The organism is Pseudomonas sp. BF-B-30 (assembly GCF_019956305.1).
GTDB classification, from domain to species: domain Bacteria; phylum Pseudomonadota; class Gammaproteobacteria; order Pseudomonadales; family Pseudomonadaceae; genus Aquipseudomonas; species Aquipseudomonas jessenii.
Genome location: NZ_JAHBDG010000024.1, coordinates 50886 through 70602, shown reverse-complemented (window position 1 = coordinate 70602; position 19717 = coordinate 50886). Strand labels below are relative to the sequence as shown.

Here is a 19717-nt window from a genome sequence, read left to right as displayed (position 1 = left end):
CGCTTCTTCATGTACTACAACCGCACCAGGCTCCACAGCTACAACAACTATCTGTCGCCAATAGCCATGGAGCAAAAGGCGGCATAAACACCGTAACCGGTGTCCGGGATTACTTGACCAGTTCAGCCTGCTCGCGAAGAACGCAAGGGCAACGCGTTTATCCAGACAGCACGCGTTATCGTTGACGTCCATCGCGAGCAGGCTCGCTCCTACAGATACCGATGTTCACAAATGTCCTACCTATTCAGTCAGGACATTCGCAAACAAATCTCCTTACAATCCCCTCTTTGTTAGCTGCCTAAGCAAGGATTCTGCATGCAAGCCGCCAACCCGCGTCGCGGGTACATTCTAGGCCTGAGTGCCTACATCATCTGGGGGCTTTTCCCCCTCTATTTCAAAGCCATCGCCAGCGTGCCCGCAGTGGAAATCATCATCCACCGGGTGCTGTGGTCGGCGCTGTTCGGCGCCTTGTTGCTGATGGTCTGGAAGCATCCCGGCTGGTGGCGCGAGCTGCGGGAGAACCCCAAGCGACTGGCGATCCTGGCCCTGAGCGGTGCGCTGATCGCGGCCAACTGGCTGACCTACGTCTGGTCGGTGAACAACGGCCGCATGCTGGAGGCCAGTCTCGGCTACTACATCAACCCGTTGGTGAACGTGTTGCTGGGAATGCTGATCCTCGGCGAACGGCTGCGGCACATGCAATGGATTGCCGTCGGCCTGGCGACGGTGGGTGTGGCGCAGCAGGTCTGGCAAGTCGGCAGCCTGCCGTGGGTGTCGCTGGTGCTGGCACTGACCTTCGGTTTCTATGGCCTGATTCGCAAGCAGGCACCGGTCAAGGCACTGCCGGGGCTCGTGGTGGAAACCTGGATGCTGGTGCCGATTGCCCTTGGCTGGTTGCTGCTCAATCCGACGGCCAGCAGCGCCCAGGCCGAATTCTGGACCACGTCCCAGGCCTGGTGGTTGGTCGCCGCCGGCCCGATCACGCTGGTGCCGCTGGTCTGCTTCAACGCTGCTGCACGGCATTTGCCCTACACGACACTGGGGTTTCTTCAGTACCTGGCGCCAACCCTGGTTCTGCTGCAAGCCGTTCTGCTGTTTGGCGAGCACCTGTCGTCCAGTACCTTGGTAGCGTTCATGTTTATCTGGGCCGGTCTGGCGGTTTACAGCGTCGATGCGTGGATAAGTTTGCGCCGCCGCAGCTGATCAAAAAACGCACAAAAGCCTACAGGCCACGTCTCCCGTGGCCTGCATCATTCCTTCCCAAGGTTATCCACAGCGTGATCCCCGCCGATTGTGCGCAAGTGGCTGAAACTGCTGGTTTTTTGATCAGATCATGAAGAACCCCGGTCGGCGTGGCCTGGCGGGGTGTCTCTACAGGTTATCCACAGGCCGGTGCACGTTTAACTTGGATAACCTGATCAGGGATCACTGCGTAGCACCAACTCGACCATCAGATCGTCCGCCAGGGTTTCCAGGCGCGATTGCAGCACGTCCAGCGACAACGTCAGCGGGACGGCAAGAATCGCTTCGGCATGGAACAACGGTTCGCTGCTCATCGGGGCCGGGCGCACTTCGGTGACCAGCCGTTCCAGACTCACCCCCTGCTCGCTCAACAAGCGTGTGATGTCACGCACGATCCCCGGACGATCATTTCCCACCAGTTCCATGGCGATCGGCTTCCAGGTGCAGGATTGTTCGATGCTGCTTTCGGCGACCAACACGCGAATGCCCTGGGCGGACAAGCCCTGCAGGGCATCGACCAATTCGTCGTAGGCCTCGGCCGGCACGCCCACCCGCAGAATGCCGGCGAATTGTCCCGCCATGCGCGACATGCGGCTTTCCAGCCAGTTGCCGCCGTGCTCGGCAATGCATTGGGCAATGCGCTCGACTTGCCCCGGCTTGTCCGGAGCAAAAACAGTGAGAACGAGGTGGTCCATGGCGCAGCCCTCCAGTCATGACTTTTGTTATAGAGAACCAAGTATAGGCAAGGGGAACATTGTGGCGAGGGGGCTTGCCCCCGTTCGGCTGCGCAGCAGTCGCAAAATGAGCGGATGTAATTTTTCGTGGTACATGCACGGGAGCGGCTTCGCCACTCAACGGGGGCAAGCCCGCCACAAAAACAGGCACCCCATAGCAGAGCACCAAAGATAATGTGTACAACTTTTGATATTTAACTGGAACAATCCAATAGTTTTTTGAGAACATCACGCTCCCCGACGTGACCGCAATGCGTCATGGGGTCGCAGAACGACGTAATTAGTCTAATTTTCACAACCGCAATTCATCATGTAGTATGCCGCAGCGCGCACTACATAACGTTGGATCGATGTCTGCCGCAGGCACGTTCGCAACCCTGAAAGCCCTGTCAGCAAGGCCCCAAGCCGTTGATTGGTCCCAACCCAGCCGCCCGTCGTGGGCATGTACTGGTAGAGGGGTTTGTGGTTTAAATGGCCAAAGGCTTCATTGTTAAATTGAAGAGCTGAAAAGCGAAATAGCTGAGCAGAGTGAGGCAAGCAATGACTGAACACGTTCAAGTCGGTGGCCTGCAGGTCGCCAAAGTCCTGTTCGACTTCGTGAACAACGAAGCCATTCCCGGTACCGGCCTCACCGCCGATAAGTTCTGGGCCGGTGCCGACAAGGTCATCCATGACCTGGCACCGAAGAACAAAGCCCTACTCGCCAAACGCGATGATTTCCAGGCTCGTATCGATGCCTGGCACCAGGAACGTGCAGGTCAGGCGCACGACGCCGTGGCCTACAAAGCTTTCCTGCAAGACATCGGTTATCTGCTGCCAGAAGCGGCCGATTTCCAGGCAACGACGCAAAACGTCGATGAAGAAATCGCCCGCATGGCCGGTCCACAACTCGTGGTACCGGTGATGAACGCCCGCTTCGCTCTCAATGCTTCGAACGCCCGCTGGGGTTCGCTGTACGACGCGCTCTACGGCACCGACGCCATCAGCGAAGACGACGGCGCGGAAAAAGGCAAAGGCTACAACAAGGTTCGCGGCGACAAGGTCATCGCCTTCGCCCGTGCGTTCCTCGATGAAGCCGCGCCATTGGCTGCCGGCACTCACGTAGACTCCACCGGCTACAAGATCGTCGATGGCAAACTGGTGGTCGCCCTCAAAGGCGGCAGCAACACTGGCCTGCGCAACGATGCGCAACTGATCGGCTTCCAGGGCGATGCCGCTGCACCGACCGCGATCCTGCTGAAAAACAACGGCCTGCATTTCGAAATCCAGGTCGACGCCAGCACCCCGGTCGGCCAGACCGACGCGGCCGGCGTCAAAGACATCCTGATGGAAGCCGCGCTGACCACCATCATGGACTGCGAAGACTCGGTTGCCGCGGTCGATGCCGATGACAAAGTGGTGATCTACCGCAACTGGCTCGGCCTGATGAAGGGCGATCTGTCGGAAGAAGTCGCCAAGGGCGGTCAGACCTTTACCCGCACCATGAACGCCGACCGCACCTACACCGCCGTCGATGGCAGTGAACTGAGCCTGCACGGTCGTTCGTTGCTGTTCGTGCGTAACGTCGGTCACCTGATGACCATCGATGCGATCCTCGACAAAGACGGTAACGAAGTGCCTGAAGGCATTCTCGATGGCCTGGTGACTTGCCTGGCATCGATGCACAACCTGAACGGCAACACCTCGCGCAAAAACACCCGCACCGGCTCGATCTACATCGTGAAGCCGAAGATGCACGGCCCTGAAGAAGCGGCGTTCACCAACGAGCTGTTCGGTCGCATCGAAGACGTGCTGGGCCTGCCGCGCAACACCCTCAAAGTCGGGATCATGGACGAGGAGCGTCGTACCACGATCAACCTCAAGGCCTGCATCAAGGCGGCGAGCGAGCGTGTGGTGTTCATCAACACCGGTTTCCTCGACCGCACGGGCGATGAAATCCATACCTCCATGGAAGCCGGCCCGATGGTGCGCAAGGCGGACATGAAGGCGGAAAAATGGATCGGCGCCTACGAGAACTCCAACGTCGATATCGGTCTGAGCACCGGCCTGCAAGGTCGCGCACAGATCGGTAAAGGCATGTGGGCCATGCCGGACCTGATGGCGGCGATGCTCGAACAGAAAATCGCTCACCCGATGGCCGGTGCCAACACCGCCTGGGTACCCTCGCCGACCGCTGCTGCCCTGCACGCGCTGCACTACCACAAGGTTGACGTGTTCGCCCGTCAGGCCGAACTGGCCAAACGTGCCCATGCTTCGGTAGACGACATCCTGACCATCCCGCTGGCGGTCAACCCGCAGTGGACCGCCGAACAGATCAAGAACGAACTGGACAACAACAGCCAGGGCATTCTCGGTTACGTGGTGCGCTGGATCGACCAGGGTGTCGGCTGTTCGAAAGTGCCGGATATCAACGACGTCGGCCTGATGGAAGACCGTGCAACGCTGCGTATTTCCAGCCAGCACATCGCCAACTGGCTGCGTCACGGCATCGTCACCGAAGAGCAAGTGATGGAAAGCCTCAAGCGCATGGCGCCGGTGGTTGACCGTCAGAACGCTGGCGACGCGCTTTACCGTCCGCTGGCCCCGAACTTCGACAGCAATATCGCCTTCCAGGCGGCGGTCGAACTGGTGGTCGAAGGCACGAAGCAGCCGAACGGCTACACCGAGCCGGTCCTGCACCGTCGTCGTCGCGAGTTCAAGGCTGCCAATGGCCTGTAACTGAGCGTCTGCGCCGGATATGAAAAAGCCCTGATCGAAAGATCAGGGCTTTTTCTTTTTGGGCTGTCCGCGATCTTCCACAGAGGTAGTTCAGGGCTGACAGGCTTGGACTAAGGCTCCACCCCAAGTTCATGCTTGACCAGTTCCAGCAGCTTGCCGGCATCAATCGGCTTGAGCAGAAAGTCCACCACATTCAAATGCATCGCGGCGATCGCATCTTTCACGTCGGCATCACCCGAGACGATGATGATCGGCAACGCCGCCCGTACCGACTCGCGCACCTGTCGGATCAGGTCCAGGCCGTCGACGAGGCCCATGCGCAGGTCGGTAATCACCAGTCCGATCGAAGGTTTCTCCTCCAGCATCTTGAGTGCCACTTCGCCACTGGCCGCCGTCATGCAGTGAATACCGTCAAGCGCCAGGATCTCTGACAGCAGTTCCCTGGCGTCTTTATCGTCATCGACGATCAGCACCCGTTGTGGCGGCAGGTCAGGTTCCAGCATGACGGCGCTCAACGCCTCGCGCTCGGCGTCGCTCAAAATATCGTGGTCGGACATGGCTTTCTCTACATGTTCAATTCATTTCCCTAGCAGAGTGACGAGACATCGCTAAGCAGGCCTTAAATGTGCGCTTCGTCGGATATTTTTCCAATAGGGGGACAGAGAGGTTTTTCGCACAGTTGCGTAGGATTCTTCCGACATTTCAGCATACCAATCGCCTACCTAGACTTACGTCCAATGGGCACTCCGGCCACAGGGGTCGACCATGTCTGGGTCATCCGACAACAACAATTCAAAAAAGACTGCGGTAATGGTTATGAGTAAAGCGGACGCCTTCACACAGGCAGGGAAAACCGCGGTGTTGCAGAACATCCAGGGCACGTTGCAATTCCTCCAGCGCTTCCCGCCTTTCAATCAGATGGAACACGCTCACCTGGCGTATCTGGTCGAGCAATGTCAGATGCGTTTTTACGCCCCCGGCGAGAGCATCATCAAACCCGCTGACGGCCCGGTCGAGCACTTCTATATCGTCAAGCAAGGCCGGGTGGTGGGCGAGCGTCCGCATACGGTAAACGGTAGCACCGAAACGGTTTTTGAGATCACCACTGGCGAATGTTTCCCTCTCGCGGCGTTGCTGGGTGAACGTGCGACCCGCACCGAGCACCTGGCCGGCGAAGACACCTTCTGCCTGCAACTGAACAAGCCGGCATTCATCCGCCTGTTTTCGCTATCGGACACCTTCCGCAACTTCGCCCTGCGCTGCGTCAGCAGCCTGCTGGATCAGGTCAACCAGCAAGTGCAGCAAAAAGCCGTGGAAACCCTGGGCACCCAATATTCGCTCAATACCCGACTGGGCGAATTGGCCATGCGCCACCCGGTGACATGCGCCCCGCAGACGCCATTGCGCGAAGCCGTGACGTTGATGCACGAACAACAGGTCGGCAGCATCGTGGTGGTCGATGAACTCAAGGCGCCACTGGGGATTTTCACCCTGCGCGACCTGCGCCAGACCGTGGCTAACGGCAGCAGTGATTTCAACGAGGCCATCGAAGGGTACATGACCCGGGCGCCGTTCTTCCTGTCGCCGGATCAAAGTGCATTCGACGCGGCGATTGCCATGACCGAGCGGCACATCGCCCATGTCTGCCTGGTCAAGGACCAGCGCTTGTGCGGCGTGGTTTCCGAGCGCGATCTGTTTTCCCTGCAACGGGTCGACCTGGTGCATCTGGCGCGCACCATCCGCAATGCCCAGAAAGTGGAAAACCTGATGGCGCTGCGGGGCGAAATCGGTCAACTGGTCGAGCGCATGCTGGCCCACGGCGCGTCTTCGACGCAGATCACCCACATCATCACCTTGCTCAACGACCACACCGTGTGCCGAGTGATCGAACTGACCCTCGCCGAAAAAGGCGACCCCGGCGTGCCGTTCAGCTGGCTGTGTTTCGGCAGCGAAGGCCGTCGCGAGCAGACCCTGCACACCGATCAGGACAACGGCATTCTGTTCGAAGCCAGGGATGCGGCCCATGCCGCCGAGATTCGCGGCAAGCTGCTGCCCATTGCCCAGCAGATCAACCAGAGCCTGGCGCTGTGCGGCTTCACCTTGTGCAAGGGCAATATCATGGCCGGCAATCCTGAGCTGTGCCTGTCCCGGGCCGAATGGGCGCGGCGCTTTGCGGCGTTTATCCGCGAGGCAACCCCGGAGAACCTGCTGGGTTCGAGCATCTATTTCGATTTGCGCGTGGTCTGGGGCAGCGAGCAAGGCTGTGAGCAATTGCGCCGGAGCATTCTCGACCAGGTCGGCGACAACCGCTTGTTCCAGCGCATGATGGCTGAGAATGCGTTGCGCAATCGCCCGCCCGTAGGGCGTTTCCGCGAGTTCGTACTGGCGCGCAAGAATGGCGAGAAGGCCACCCTGGACCTGAAGACTCAGGGTCTGACACCCTTTGTCGACGGCGCCCGGTTGCTGGCCCTGGCCCACGGTATCGAAACAAACAACACGCTGGAGCGTTTTCGCCAGTTGGTCGACAAGGAGGTCATCGATCCCCTGGACGGCGCCGCGTACGAAGAGGCCTATCACTTCATCCAGCAAACCCGCATGCAGCAACATCAACTACAGACCCGAGAGAATTTTCCTTACTCAAATCGGGTCGATCCCGACAGCCTCAATCATCTGGACCGGCGCATCCTGCGTGAGTCCCTGCGCCAGGCACAGCGCCTGCAAAGCAGCCTGACCTTGCGGTATCAGATATGAGCCTGTTTTCATGGCTGCGCCCGGCCGGCCCGAGCTTGTCCGCAGACCTGCAACAACGTCTTCAACGCCTGCCGACGGTCACCGGATTGAGTGAATGCAGCCTGCGCGAGCAGCGCTGGGTAGTGCTCGACCTGGAAACGACCGGGCTGAATATGAACAAGGACCGGGTACTGTCCATCGGCGCCGTGGTGATCGAGGATGGCGCGATCGATTTCAGTCGACAGTTCGAGCGAACCTTGCAATGCGGCGAACTCAAACTCGGCCCCAGTGTGCTGATTCACGGCTTGGGCCCCAGTGCAATTGCTGCCGGCAGCGATCCGGCCGAGGCGCTACTCGAACTCATGGAGTTTGTCGGCGACAGCCCGGTGCTGGCCTTCCATGCGCCGTTCGACCAGCACATGTTGGGGCGCGCCCTGAAGGATCATCTGGGTTACAAGTTGCAGCATGCCTTTCTGGATGTGGCAGATATTGCGCCACTGCTATGCCCCCAGGCGCACATTCGCGAGGCCGGGCTGGACGATTGGATCGACTGGTTCAAGCTCGAAGTCTTCGAGCGCCACCACGCCAGCGCCGATGCCCTGGCCACCGCCGAACTGGCACTGATCCTGTTCAGCCGTGCGCGGCAGCAGCAGATTCATAGCCCGTTGAATTTGCAACAGCGCTTGAGTCAGTGGAAGCGCCGGCAGCAGGCGCCTTCATTCTGACCTTCAGGCCCCTCCTGTAGGAGCGAGCTTGCTCGCGATGGTCGTGAACGGTGACGCGTGCTGTCTGGAAAAATGCGTCGCCTTCAAACTCATCGCGAGCAAGCTCGCTCCTACAGGGGCCTTCGCCAAATCCCCACCCGACCAACGCCAATTGCTTACCTCCCTCGCCTCTGCCACAATCGCGAACAATTCTCGTTAGTTAATATTTCCCAATCGGTGATGCGGCGTGTCGTCAGTCCCAAGCCCTCAAAGTGAGCTCGTCGGTGCGTTATATCGCGACCATCGCGGTTGGCTATTGGCCTGGCTTCGACGCAACGTCGCCTGCCCGCAGCGGGCCGAAGACCTGAGCCAGGACACTTTCGTGCGTTTGCTGGGCCGTGAGGAACTGAAGGCACCGCGCGAGCCGCGGGCATTCCTTGTGGCGATCGCCAAGGGCCTGCTGTTCGATTATTTCCGTCGCGCCGCGCTGGAACAGGCCTACCTCACCGAGTTGATGCTGATTCCCGAAGCCGAACAACCGTCGGCGGAAGAACAGCAAATGATCCTCGAAGACCTGAAAAACATCGACCGCTTGCTCGGCACGCTTTCCAGCAAGGCCCGGGCGGCATTCCTCTATAACCGCCTCGACGGCCTCGGTCATGCGGAAATCGCCGAGCGCCTCGGTGTGTCGGTGCCGCGGGTGCGACAGTACCTGGCCCAAGGCATTCGCCAGTGCTATATCGCGCTGTATGGTGAGCCGACATGAACCCGGTCAGTTCCAAACCGGTATCGGCCAGCGTGCTGGACGCGGCGATTGCCTGGCAGCTGTCCATGGACTCCGCCAACCCGGTAGAGCGCGAAGAGTTCGCCAAGTGGCACGCGGCCCACGAAGAGCACGCCCGCGCCTGGCGCCAGTTGGGCATGCTCGACCAACGCTTCAGCGTGGCCAGCGGCCCGGCCCGCACTGCCTTGCTGCAATCGCGCGAAGGCATTCGTCGGCGAGTGCGCAAGCTTGGCAACGGTGTCGCCAGTTTCGTTGCCGTGGTCGGCCTGGCCCTGTTCGCCGGGGATCGTTACCTGCCGATCGACTATTGGCTGGCCGACCAGCGCACCGCCGTTGGCGAGCAACGCACCCTGCGTCTGGCTGACGGCACGCTGATCAATCTCAATACCCACAGTGCGCTGGATGTGCGTTTCGATGAAAAGCAGCGGCGCATCGTGCTTCAGGAAGGCGAAATACTGGTTGAAACCGGCCATGGCGATCCCCGGCCGTTCATCGTCGAAACCCGCGAAGGCAGCATGCGTGCGCTGGGTACGCGGTTTCTGGTCAAGCGCGAGGAAGACGGAACGCGCTTGAGCGTATTGCAGTCGGCGGTGGCGGTTCACCCTGAGTCCAACCCTGACGAAAGGATTCTGCGCGAAGGCCAGCAGGTACTGATCCGTAACAACGGCCTGGGCCCGGTTCTTGCCGTCAACCTCGGTGCGGATGCCTGGACTCGCGGCATGCTGGTGGTGGACAACACACGGCTGGAGGACCTGGTGCATGAAATCGGCCGCTATCGAAACGGTTACGTCGGGGTCGCGCCGGAAGTGGCCGACCTGCGCATCACCGGCAGTTTCCCGCTACGCGACACCGACCTGGCACTCAACGCCCTGCTGCCGACCCTGCCGGTGCAGATCGAACAGCACACGCAGTGGTGGGTGAAGGTCGTGGCCAAGGCCGATACCAAACCCTGAAATGCTTTGTGTCTGATCGGCCGTCATCGCGAGCAAGCTCGCTCCCACATTGGAATGCATTTCAAAATGTGGGAGCGAGCTTGCTCGCGATGACGGCGTTCGACGCCCCACAAAAACCGATTTGACCCAATACCAGCCGCAACCGACTTCTGAATCGAAATTATTTTCATCCAGCCCTATCACTTTTTGATTTTCGTACGGCACACAGGCAATTGAGAAATGTTTCCATTCAGGAGCCGCTGTATGCCTCGTTCGCTAGACTCCCTGTTACGCCGCAGTTTGCTGGCGGTTGCCATTGCCCTTTGCCCCCCTTTGGCCAGCAGCCAACTGGTCGCCGCTGAACAGGCGTCCGGCGTCCGCGCCTACAACCTGCCGACCGCTCCACTGGTCAACACCCTGAACCAGATTGCCAGCCAGGCCGGTCTGGCCCTGTCGTTGAATCCATCCCTGGCGGCGGGCAAGACCTCGGCGCCGGTCAAAGGCCAGTTCGACGCAGCCGGCGCCCTGCGCGAAGCCCTGCGTGGCACCGGGCTGCAACTGGAACAGAGCAGTGCGGGCACCTATAGCCTGGTGGCCGTGCCCGAGGGTGTGATGGACCTGCCGGTAACCAGCGTGATTGGTGTGCAAGACACTGAAAGCGCCTGGGGCCCGGCACAGGGCTACCTGGCCAAGCGCACTGCCGCCGGCACCAAGACCGACACCGCGCTGGTCGAGGCACCGCGTTCGATTTCGGTCGTCACTCGCGAGCAGATGGACGACCGCAACGCACACACCCTCGACGATGCCGTGCGCTACTTGCCGGGCATCACCTCCAGCAGCTTCGGCAGCGACACCCGCGCCGACTGGTTGCGCGTGCGCGGTTTCGAGCCGACTCAATTCCTCGACGGCCTGCCACTGCCAAAAGGTGTGTACTCCAACCCGAAACAGGAAACCTGGAACCTCGACCGCCTGGCGCTGCTGCGCGGCCCGGCCTCCTCCGTGTACGGCCAGACCCCGCCGGGCGGCCTGCTGGACATGGTCAGCCGTCGCCCAAGCGCTGAAGCCAGCAGCGAGATCCAGCTGCAATACGGCAGCGACAATCATCGCCAGATCAACTTCGCCAGCACCGGCAAGATTGATGACGAAGGCCAGTTCCTTTACAGCCTCAGCGGCGTCCTGCGCGACGGCGGCACGCCCATCGACCACATCGATGACAAGCGCTACAACATTGCACCCAGCCTGACCTGGAACATCGACGAAGACACCAAATTCACCCTGCTCACGCAGTTCACCCGTGACGATACCGGTATCACCAGTCAGTTCTATCCGATCCAGGGCACCAAGATCGACATGCCGTTCGGCGATATCTCCCACCACAAGAACCTGGGTGACCCGAACTACGACTTCTACGACCGCACCTACTACGCACTGGGTTATGCCTTCGAACACCGCTTGAACGATGTCTGGCAGTTCCGCCAGAACCTGCGCTACACCAAGTCGGAGCTGTCGTTCCAGGCCGTGACCGTCAATAGCTACGGCCCCTCTTACGGGTCTGTCGTCGACGATCAAGGCAACACCGGCCGTGGCACCACCAATGTCGACGAAGACATCGCCCAATTCGCCGTGGACAACAACTTCCAGGGCGACTTCGTCACCGGCGACGTCAGTCACACCTTGCTGATCGGCCTGGACCACCAGCGCAACACCACCAACTACCTCTCGATCTTCGGCACCGCGCCGGGCATCAACGTCAACGACCCGGTCTATGGCTTGCCGATCGAGCGTCCGGCACGCTCCACAGCCTTCTATGACTACGAACAGAAGACCCAGCAGACCGGCCTGTACATCCAGGACCAGATGGCCCTCGGCCAATGGCGCCTGACCCTCGGCGGTCGTGAAGACTGGGTCCACACCGGTACCACGTTCTTCAACAAGGGCGATGCCACCAACACCGAGCGCGACAAGAACTTCAGCGGCAACGCGGCGATCAGCTACGTGTTCGACTCGGGCTTCGTGCCTTACCTGTCCTACGCCGAATCGTTCCAGCCGACCAGCAATGCCGTCGCCTCGCCGACCGAGTCGTTCAAGCCGACCGAAGGCAAGCAATGGGAACTGGGGATCAAGTACCAGCCACCGGGCAGCAACACCCTGCTGACCGCGGCTGTGTATGACCTGACCCAGAAAAACGTTTCCGTCACCAACAACGTGGGCAACGTGACAGTCACCAGCCAGACCGGCGAAGTGAAAGTCAAAGGCCTGGAGCTGGAAGCCGTTTCCGACGTGACCGAAAACCTCAAGGTCACCGCTGCCTACACCCTGGCCAAATCCGAAGTGCAAGAGGGCATCTACAAGGGCAATCGCCTGCAACTGATGCCTAACCAGCAAGCGTCGGTGTGGGGCGACTACACCTGGCACAACGGCGTACTGGATGGCTTCGGCATCGGCGCTGGCGCGCGCTACACCGGCAATACCTATGGCGACCAGGCCAACACCTGGCTGGGCAAGGCCGACGCCTACACGGTGTTCGACGCAGTGGTTCACTACGACCTCGGCCGCCTGGACAACAGCCTCAAAGGCGCTTCGCTGGCCGTCAACGCAACCAACCTGCTCGACAAGGACTACATCTCGACTTGCGACAGCTACTACTGCTACTACGGCGACCAGCGCAGTGTCGTCGCCAGTGCAACCTACAAGTGGTAACGCTTTGAGCTGACACGCCCAATGACCAGGCCGTCCTTCGTGGGCGGCTTTGGTTTTTCTGAAGGCTATGAAATGAAAAGTAAAACAATTCGCCGCTGGTCCTTCGTCCACACCTGGTCCAGCCTGATCTGCACAGCGTTTCTGCTGATGCTGGCACTGACCGGCCTGCCGTTGATCTTTCACCACGAGATCGACCACTTGCTGGGCGATGCGCCTGAAGTGAAGGTAATGTCGGCGGACACCCCGCACCTGAATTTGCAGCAGTTGGTGGACGCGGCCGAGAAACATCGTCCCGGTGAAGTCATGCAGTACTTCGGCTTCGAGGACGATGAGCCCAACGCAGTGCTGACCATCATGGCCGCGACCGCAGGCACCGAGCCGAACTCGTCCCACACCTTCATGCTCGACGCCCGTACTGGCGAAGCGCTGGAAACGCCATCGGCCAACGGCGGCTTCATGATGGTCATGTTGCGCCTGCACGTGGACATGTTCGCCGGCTTGCCGGGCAAGTTGCTGCTGGCGTTCATGGGAATTGCGTTCGTGGCAGCGATCGTTTCCGGCACGGTGCTGTACTTGCCGTTCATGCGCCGCTTGAAATTCGCCACCGTGCGCCAGGACAAATCCACTCGCCTGCGCTGGCTCGACCTGCATAACCTGATCGGCGTCGTGACGTTGACCTGGGCGCTGGTGGTCGGCGTAACCGGCGTCGTCAGTGCCTGCGCAGACCTACTGATTGCCGCATGGCGCAACGACACACTGGCCGCGATGATCGCGCCGTATCGCGATGCACCACCGCTGACTCAACTGGCGCCGGCCAACCGTTTGCTCGACATCGCCAAGGAAGTCGCACCGGGCATGCAGCCGGACTTCATCGCCTTCCCCGGCACACGCTTTTCCAGTGAGCATCATTACGCAGTGTTCATGAAGGGCAGCACGCACCTGACCTCGCACCTGCTGACGCCGGTTCTGATCGATGCCAGCACCCTGCAAGTCACCGCAGTGGTCGAACGCCCGTGGTACATGGACGTCATGGGCATGTCACAACCGCTGCACTTCGGTGACTACGGCGGCATGCCGATGCAGATACTCTGGGCGACCCTCGATGTGCTGACCATCATCGTGCTCGGCAGCGGGGTCTACCTGTGGGTGGTGCGGCGCAAGGCTGCCAGGCCTGTGCTGGAAAAAGCGGAGAGCATGGCATGAAGCCCCGGCAGTCGAACTTCTGGAAAGTGTTTAGCACTCCAATCGTCATCGCCTTGTTCAGCGCGGCAGGGTTGTTTGCCGCGTTGCTCGGGGATGGTGTGTGGGATTCGCTGAGCTGGCTAGGCTTGGGCATCCCCGCCGCTGTTGCCCTGCGGGGCCTCCTGCAACGCCGCTGAAGCGACATCCCCCCTGTAGGAGCGAGCTTGCTCGCGATGCACCCGAGAACTCCCCGGGGTGTCAGTCTTCCAACGTCATCGTTGACGACCATCGCGAGCAAGCTCGCTCCCACAAGGGGTCAAGCCATGATGCTTGAGCAATCAGACCAACGCGCTATGCTGCCCGACACTGCCACCGACCGAGACGCTGCCATGTCCGCCCCGAGCATGACCCTGTACCACAACCCGCTTTCCCCCTTCGTTCGCAAAGTCATGGTGCTGCTGCACGAAACCGGACAACAGAACCGCGTGGCGTTACAGACCAGCGTGCTCACCCCGGTCAACCCGGACCTGACCCTGATCGACGACAACCCCCTGAGCAAAATCCCGGCCCTGCGCCTGGCCGATGGCAACATCATTCACGACAGCCGGGTCATCCTCGACTACCTCGACCACCAGCACGTCGGTAACCCGCTGATCCCCCGCGAAGGTTCGGCCCGCTGGCGACGCCTGACCCTCGCTTCGCTGGCCGACGGGATCATGGACGCGGCCGTGCTGGTGCGCTACGAAGTCGCCCTGCGCGCCCCGGAGAAACACTGGGACGAATGGCTCGACGGCCAGCGCGACAAGATCCGCCGAGCCTTGGCGCTGCTGGAAAAAGACGCGATTGCCGAGCTGACCTGCCATTTCGACGTGGCCGCGATCAGCGTGGCCTGTGCATTGGGTTACCTGGACCTGCGCCATCCGGATCTGGACTGGCGCACAGCGAATCCGCAGTTGGCGGCGTGGTATTTCGAGGTGAGCCAGCGGCCTTCGATGATTGCGACGATGCCGAAGGTTTAGCCTGGAGATGCCAACGCACTATCAGTTCTGCTAGTAGGCAAAAACTGAAAAAGCTCCGATGCTCAAGGTCCTGCTATCCGGACCTTGAACGGAGTTCAGTCGATGCCCAATTCAACCCGTGAAACCGTACTGTGCCGCTACCATTACGATCCGCTGGACCGCCAGAATGGCTGTACGGCACTTCAGCAGCCCGACATTCAGCGTTTTCATTGCAAAAGTCGACTGGCAACCGAGATTCAGGGCTCCGCTCGGTGGAGCATCCTTCAGCACGACGACCAGTTGCTGGCCCAGCAAAATCGCCTCGACGCCAAGGTGAGCACCACACTACTGGCTACTGACCAACAACGATCCGTGCTCAACGCACTAGAGGCGACTCAACCTAATCCCCTCGCCTACACGCCCTACGGTCATCGCCCGGCGAAGAACAGTTTACTCAGTTTGCTCGGGTTCAACGGCGAACGGCCGGACTCGGTGACCGGGCATTATCATTTGGGCAACGGGTATCGGCAGTTCAATCCGGTGTTGATGCGGTTTAACAGCACGGATAATTGGAGTCCGTTTGGGGAGGGTGGGTTGAATGCATATGCGTATTGCTCGGGAGATCCAGTCAATAAAGTGGATCCTAATGGGCATGCCTTTGGTGGTTTTTTAATGGTTGTTGGGGGAGTCGCTAGTATTGTTGGAGGCTACATTCTTGCAAAAAAAGAAGGATCTGCAGCTTTTTTTGGTGGTTTGGCGCTGATGGTGCTGGGTGTTGGCGTTATAGGAGTAGGGATGGGGAGCATGACGACAAGTGCATACGGTTCATTGACTCGCCGTCGTTTATCGTCCCTCCAGTTACCCGCTACACCCTCCCCTCCTCAACTTCCTTCGCCTAAATCATTCAATATTCCTACACACTCACCTAATGCGCCAACTACTCCTGTTTCAGGTTTATCTGGCTCAAGTCTCACCAGTGGTGCACTCCCATCGCGTCCGTGGCATTTGCATAATTTCAATAATATTAGTATCCCCAGAGTCAAGTTAAAAAATACCAGAGAACTTTCCAACCCCATTTCCTCAGGAAAGTCCAATGTAGGAGCTGACAATGTACATAATCCTACCTCCTTAGTTAGGCGCGCCCAATAGACCACAAAGGTGGAGAGATAAAAAAGGCGACTGACTTAAATTTAAACAAGTCATTCGCTCGTTGTTTCAGGAAAAAATAGGGACCGGAAAAATAGGGGCGGATTCATTTAAATGAATCCGTCCCTGACTCGCGCTATACCCTACCTTTTTTGACTGCCTGCCAAGCGGAAAACAACTTCACGATCCGCATCGCCAATAGCCGAGCCTCCCGCTGATCCTCCCGCAACCCCAACGACCGGCTCATTGCACCGCTCCAATATCGAAGTTCAGCTGTTTCCCCGTTTTCTGCCCAACCCCATACCAATCCAGCTTCCGCGTCAGCACCATGAACACGCCGAGCAAACCGAAAAGCAGCAGCGAGCCCATCAAAAGCGCGTAATCCTCTGCACTCAACAGCCCGTAGAGCAGCCCATACAACGCCGCCAATCCCACAGAAAAACTCAACCCGTGGCGCACGCTGCGCAACACGTGGCAAACGTAGAACCCGATCAACAACACACAACCGCTGGCGGACAACAGGTACGCCAGGGCAAAGCCGATGTGCTCGGACAACGACAGCAACAACAGGTAGAAGAACGCCAGCGCCACACCTACCAACGCATATTGCACCGGGTGCACCGCGAGGCTTTTCAGCACTTCGAACAGGAAGAAACCGGCAAAGGTCAGGACGATGAACAGCAGCGCATATTTGATCGCCCGGTCGCTTTTCAGGTACTGGTCCACGGGTTCGATGAAGCTCACGCCGAAGCTGCGACCGAACAACGCCTCACAGCCACCGCGGGACACGCAGCTGTTCAGCGTTTCTTGCAGGTTGGTGGAGAAAAACGAAGTCTGCCAATGGGCGGTAAAACCTTGATCAGTGATCTCGCGCTGGGCAGGCAGGTAGTTGCCGATGAAGCTTGGATGCGGCCAGTTGGCATTCAACGAAACTTTACTGGTTTTACCCACCGGCAGGATTTGTAACTGGCCGGTACCTTGCAGCTTCAGGTCAAAACCGAAGGCCAGCTCCGTGGCCTGCTTTGTTTCCAACGCCGGCAGGGTCACGTGGACACCTTCACCCAGCCAGCTCACTTGGCTGCCCGGAATGAAGTCCAGGTTTTGGCCGTTGAGTTCAAGCTTCAAAGCGTTTTCGATACCACGAATGTCGCTGATGCCAACAGCGAGGAACGGCTGATCGAACTGGTAATCGGCGAAATCTTCCTTGATGCCCAGTTGAACCGGCAGGGAAAAGTGGCCGCTGATGCGGTTGTCTGCATGGAACAACCGCGCCTGGTAAATACCTCGGGAACGCAGTTCGGTCTGAACGTCTGCGTCGAGTTCGAAGCGCTCCGGCAGAAAATACAAACGACCGCGCTCTTCACCGATCTCCTGATAACGCTCGTTGGTTTTTTCGTGGGTCTTCCAGGTGCGCACGACTTTACGATACGGCACCACCATCAGCGGGCCGCTCAATTGCTGGCTGTAACTGGAGCTGCGGGCAATGTCTTCGAGCACACCGTCGCGCAGTTGCTGGCGCTCCTGGATCACGCCGTTGATCATCAACAGTGGAATCAGCAACAACAGAATCAACAGGGCAATTGCCCCGAGTTTTAGGATCAGGCTACGGTTCATGGGACTCTCCCTGTTTTGGATGGGGAGAGTCTGGATTCGGTATGTGGTGGAGCCATGGGGGGAATGTGGAGATTGTGTGGAGATTCAGCCTGCTCGCGATTGGCCGTAACTCGCTCTTAAGGCAGGTGTAACTTCACCTCCACACCGTCGTCGACATTACCAATACTCATCGTACCGCCATGCAGCTTGACCACTTCCTCGACAAAGTTGAGCCCGAGCCCGGTGCTTTTGCGCCCACTGTCGGGACGCGGCAACGAGTAAAAACGCTCGCTCAAACGCGGCAGCGCGTAGTCGGGAATCGGCTCTGCCTGATTGAAAAGCTTGAACCCGACCTGCTCGCCTGTCCGTTCGGCGGTGAATCGCAGCACACCTTCAACAGGGGTGAAATCCAGCGCATTGTCCAGCAGATTACCCAACGCCTGACGCAGCAGAAATGGCTCGCCGATCAGCACCAGGTCCGATGGAATCGTTTGCTCTACGCGCAACTGTTTACCTTCGATTCGCGCAGATTGCGCGTTCAGCAGGCCATCCACCAAAGCCGCCAATGGCACCGCCACCCGCTGCTCCAGCCCTTGGCGTTGCTCGACCTGCGCCAGGTTCAAAAGCCGCTCGATCAGCTGCTGCATGCGCGCACTTTCACTGTCGATATTGCCGACGAAACGTTGCCGCTGTGCCGGAGGCATTTCGCCCTGTAACAGTTCCGCCGCGCCACGAATCGCCGCCAACGGACTCTTCAGCTCATGGGTCAAGGTGTGCACGTAACGTTCGACGTAGGCCTTGCCTTCAAGCTGCGTGCGCATCTGCTCCACTGCCGTGGCCAATTGCTCCAGCTCACCGCCGCGATAATGCGGCACTTCAACCCGCCGGCCTTCACTGACGCCTTGGGCGTACGCCGTCAATCTTCGCAGGGCTCGGCTGAGCCACCAGGATAACAATGCACCTAACAGCAGACCGAGGCCGATCAGCCCGGCGCCGTACGCCAGCAACCGGCGTTCCGTGCGATCCACATAAGGCTGCAACGAGCTGTTGGGCTTGGCTACAGTGACCACGCCGATGATCTGGCCGTTGTCGCGAATCGGCGCGCCGACGTGCATCACCGAAGACCCCGGATCGTTCGGGTCATTGCGCGTGGAGCGTGCGCCGTATTCGCCACGCAGGGTCAGGTAGACGTCGTTCCAGCGCGAGTAATCCTGCCCCACCGCCGTCCCGCTGGAGTCCAGCACGACGAAGCCCTTGGCGTCGGTGACGTAGATGCGGTGGTTGACCTGATTCTTTGGCAAGCCCCAGATTTTCGCTCCGGGCTGTCGCTCACCATAGGCCTTGAGCAGTTCCGGCCAGCGGTTCTGGTTGAGGCTGCCGGCCTTGAAGTCGTCGCGCAGGATCTCGGCCATCAGGTTGGCAGTATCGACCAGGGTTTCTTCAGTGGACTGGCGCACGCCGGGGCGGATCTCCTGCATGACCGTGTTGAGCACAAAGTAGCCGGTCAGGCCGATGAACAGTGCGTAGACCAGGAAAATCCGGATTCCCAGCGGCATCAGCTGTGTCCCGGGTTGTAACTGTAGCCGAGGCCGCGGTGGGTCTGGATCGGTTCGGCGTCAGCCTTCACCAATCGCAACTTGGCGCGCACGCTCTTGATGTGGCTGTCGATGCTGCGCTCGTAACCGGCGTCGGCGGCCACGCCCAGGGCATCGAGCAACTGTTCGCGGCTGAAGACTCGCTCGGGCTGCTCCAGCAGGCATTGCAGCAGACGGAATTCATGGCGGGTCAGGGTCAGCAGTTGACCGCGATAACTGATTTGCACACGCTCACTATCGATGCGAAACAGCGTCGCCGACGGTTCGCTCACTGTGCGGGGCACCATGCGCTTGAGAATCGCCCGGACCCGCGCCGCCACCTCCCGAGGGCTGAACGGTTTGACCACGTAATCGTCGGCGCCGATTTCCAAGCCCACGACGCGATCGATTTCGCCATCCCGGGCGCTGAGGAACATCACCGGCACTTCACTGAAGCGCCGCAGTCGCTTGCAGGTTTCGAAGCCGCTGATGTCCGGCAGGCCGATATCGAGAATGATCAGATCCGCCGGGGTCTGGCGCTGGTGCTCCAGCGCCGCCGCGCCCAGGCTCAGCCATGTGGTGGTGAAGCCCTCGCCTTGCAGGGCGAAAACCAGGGTGTCGGCAATGGCCGCTTCGTCTTCGACAATCAGGATATGAGGCATGGCATCCGAGCCCGGCAG

General features: G+C 59.6%; 16 protein-coding genes. 11 read left to right on the top strand and 5 right to left on the bottom strand.

Annotated features, from left to right (window positions below; genetic code table 11):
- Window positions 1-315: 315 nt before the first annotated feature.
- Window positions 316-1203, top strand: a complete 888-nt coding sequence (gene rarD / locus KGB29_RS14885) for an EamA family transporter RarD (RefSeq protein ID WP_150813808.1) — start codon at window positions 316-318, stop codon at window positions 1201-1203.
- 215 nt (window positions 1204-1418) lie between these two features.
- Here the strand turns inward: rarD and KGB29_RS14880 are convergent, their stop codons facing one another.
- The gene (locus tag KGB29_RS14880) at window positions 1419-1937 is read right to left on the bottom strand and encodes a glycine cleavage system protein R (RefSeq protein ID WP_008017358.1); all 519 of its coding nucleotides are present in this window, start codon (window positions 1935-1937) and stop codon (window positions 1419-1421) included.
- Window positions 1938-2516: 579 nt separating this feature from the next.
- Here KGB29_RS14880 and KGB29_RS14875 point away from each other — a divergent pair.
- Window positions 2517-4694 carry a malate synthase G gene (locus KGB29_RS14875; RefSeq protein ID WP_150813807.1) on the top strand — a complete coding sequence of 726 codons (2178 nt, stop codon included), beginning with the start codon at window positions 2517-2519 and terminating at the stop codon, window positions 4692-4694.
- Window positions 4695-4804: 110 nt separating this feature from the next.
- Here the strand turns inward: KGB29_RS14875 and KGB29_RS14870 are convergent, their stop codons facing one another.
- Window positions 4805-5251, bottom strand: coding sequence for a response regulator (locus KGB29_RS14870; RefSeq protein ID WP_102670834.1), 447 nt, complete (start codon window positions 5249-5251; stop codon window positions 4805-4807).
- A 253-nt stretch (window positions 5252-5504) separates the two neighbouring features.
- On the opposite strand from KGB29_RS14870, the gene KGB29_RS14865 reads away from it, so the two are divergent.
- From KGB29_RS14865 to KGB29_RS14825, 9 genes are all read left to right on the top strand, one after another.
- Window positions 5505-7445, top strand: coding sequence for a putative nucleotidyltransferase substrate binding domain-containing protein (locus KGB29_RS14865; RefSeq protein ID WP_057713017.1), 1941 nt, complete (start codon window positions 5505-5507; stop codon window positions 7443-7445).
- Window positions 7442-8149 (top strand): PolC-type DNA polymerase III, encoded by a 708-nt coding sequence (locus KGB29_RS14860; protein ID WP_090451800.1) that lies wholly within the window; start codon window positions 7442-7444, stop codon window positions 8147-8149. Before KGB29_RS14865 ends, KGB29_RS14860 begins: the two co-directional genes overlap by 4 nt.
- A 226-nt stretch (window positions 8150-8375) precedes the next feature.
- Complete coding sequence (locus tag KGB29_RS14855) at window positions 8376-8894, top strand: RNA polymerase sigma factor (RefSeq protein ID WP_057713015.1); 519 nt, start codon at window positions 8376-8378, stop codon at window positions 8892-8894.
- Window positions 8891-9865, top strand: a complete 975-nt coding sequence (locus KGB29_RS14850) for a FecR domain-containing protein (protein WP_150813806.1) — start codon at window positions 8891-8893, stop codon at window positions 9863-9865. Before KGB29_RS14855 ends, KGB29_RS14850 begins: the two co-directional genes overlap by 4 nt.
- Window positions 9866-10108: 243 nt before the next feature.
- The gene (locus KGB29_RS14845) at window positions 10109-12544 is read left to right on the top strand and encodes a TonB-dependent siderophore receptor (RefSeq protein WP_150813805.1); all 2436 of its coding nucleotides are present in this window, start codon (window positions 10109-10111) and stop codon (window positions 12542-12544) included.
- Between the two features lie 72 nt (window positions 12545-12616).
- On the top strand, window positions 12617-13747 hold the full coding sequence (locus KGB29_RS14840; protein WP_150813804.1) for a PepSY-associated TM helix domain-containing protein: 1131 nt from the start codon (window positions 12617-12619) through the stop codon (window positions 13745-13747).
- Complete coding sequence (locus KGB29_RS14835; protein ID WP_085716476.1) at window positions 13744-13923, top strand: hypothetical protein; 180 nt, start codon at window positions 13744-13746, stop codon at window positions 13921-13923. The genes KGB29_RS14840 and KGB29_RS14835 overlap by 4 nt, the downstream gene beginning before the upstream one ends.
- A gap of 192 nt (window positions 13924-14115) precedes the next feature.
- Window positions 14116-14745, top strand: coding sequence for a glutathione S-transferase family protein (locus KGB29_RS14830; RefSeq protein ID WP_057716548.1), 630 nt, complete (start codon window positions 14116-14118; stop codon window positions 14743-14745).
- A 102-nt stretch (window positions 14746-14847) separates the two neighbouring features.
- Window positions 14848-15873: an RHS repeat-associated core domain-containing protein gene (locus tag KGB29_RS14825; protein ID WP_150813803.1), complete on the top strand. Its 1026-nt coding sequence runs from the start codon at window positions 14848-14850 to the stop codon at window positions 15871-15873.
- Between the two features lie 240 nt (window positions 15874-16113).
- On the opposite strand, the gene creD is transcribed toward KGB29_RS14825, so the two are convergent.
- The 3 genes from creD to creB form a co-directional block, all read right to left on the bottom strand.
- Entirely contained in the window at window positions 16114-17484 is a 1371-nt protein-coding gene (gene creD / locus KGB29_RS14820; RefSeq protein ID WP_150813802.1) for a cell envelope integrity protein CreD, read from the bottom strand.
- A 116-nt stretch (window positions 17485-17600) separates the two neighbouring features.
- Window positions 17601-19019 (bottom strand): two-component system sensor histidine kinase CreC, encoded by a 1419-nt coding sequence (gene creC, locus KGB29_RS14815; RefSeq protein WP_150813801.1) that lies wholly within the window; start codon window positions 19017-19019, stop codon window positions 17601-17603.
- Complete coding sequence (gene creB, locus KGB29_RS14810) at window positions 19019-19699, bottom strand: two-component system response regulator CreB (protein WP_090451814.1); 681 nt, start codon at window positions 19697-19699, stop codon at window positions 19019-19021. Before creB ends, creC begins: the two co-directional genes overlap by 1 nt.
- Window positions 19700-19717 lie beyond the last annotated feature (18 nt).